Below are 1,330 nucleotides of genomic sequence, written 5' to 3' on the forward strand. Positions count from 1 at the left end.
CCTTCAGATGTACAGATTGTGGCCAAAACAAAGGGTTGGTTACGCTATCGATTACCCAAGAAAATGATTCGCCATAACTCCTTACCGTTATGCGTCGGACAGAAACAAAAGTGGTATATGTTACGCATGCTGAGTGCTGACTCAAGCATATCTGTAGATCGGAACGTGAGCCCCGAGTTCGATCGTTGGCAGTGGGTAAGTTATTGGTATCCGCTGGGTCAGGTTGTCTCATTTAAGCGAGAGGTATACCGAAGAGCAATGAAAGAGTTATCAACTGACTTATTTAAGAACTAAGCCACCTATTGGAAACGTGGGCATAATATAAAGGGTATTAAATGCTAAGCATACTTCGCAGTATTGTTCAGGAAGTGAATAGTGCCGCTAGTCTTGAGGAAGCACTGAATATTATTGTCAGTCGCGTTCAGGAGGCTATGAGTACGGAAGTATGTTCCATCTATCTTCTTGATCCGGCAGAAAATCGTTATGTCTTGCGTGCCTCTCGTGGCTTGCGGGAAGATGCGATCGGGAACGTGAGCTTGGGTTATTCAGAGGGTCTGGTTGGTTTGGTTGGTGTTAGGGAAGAGCCGATAAACCTCGAAGATGCCCAGCAGCATGAACGCTACCGCTATTTGCCTGAAACGGGAGAAGAGCGTTTTACAAGCTTTCTTGGTGTTCCAATCATTCATCATAAAAAGGTATTGGGTGTATTGGTTGTTCAGGAAGCCAGTAACCTGCGTAAGTTTGATGAAGGTGAAGAAGCTTTTCTAGTTACGGTTTCTGCACAGCTGGCGAGCGTTATAGCGCATTCAGAAGCAACTAAAGCAATTGAGTCAGTTTCTGAGAGTGGGAAAGTAGCGCAGGATATCGCCTTCAAGGGTATCGCTGGTGCACCAGGCGTTGCGATTGGTCGCAGTGTTGTTGTTTTTCCGCTTGCCGACCTGGATGCGGTGCCTGATAGAAGTGCTGAAAATATTGATGATGATATCATTTCATTTGAAAATGCGGTTGAGTCCGTCCGTAAAGATATTCAAAGCGTCGGTGAGCGTTTATCTACCCAGTTAAGGCCTGAAGAACAAGCTTTGTTTGATGTCTATCTTGGTATGTTGGATGACAATGCTCTGGCAGGAGAAGTGATCACCCAGATAAAAGCCGGGAAGTCTGCCCAAACCGCATTAAAAAATACCATTAGTGAATATGCACGTCATTTTGAAATGATGAATGATGCCTATCTCAGCGAAAGAGCTGTAGATATAAAAGATCTGGGTTGCCGTATACTTTCATACCTGCAAACAGCGGATAAAAAACAGCATGACTATCCCGATAATGCGAT

The 1,330-nt window shown here is 44.7% G+C and carries 2 protein-coding genes; both read left to right on the forward strand.

The features are described 5' to 3' along the window. On the forward strand, positions 1-294 hold a 294-nt coding region (locus A3735_RS19170), incomplete at its 5' end, for an RNA pyrophosphohydrolase (RefSeq protein WP_156499766.1). 41 nt (positions 295-335) lie between these two features. After that, the coding region (locus A3735_RS19175; protein ID WP_156499767.1) for a phosphoenolpyruvate-utilizing N-terminal domain-containing protein at positions 336-1,330 on the forward strand (995 nt) is incomplete at its 3' end.

This window comes from Oleiphilus sp. HI0061 (genome assembly GCF_001635675.1).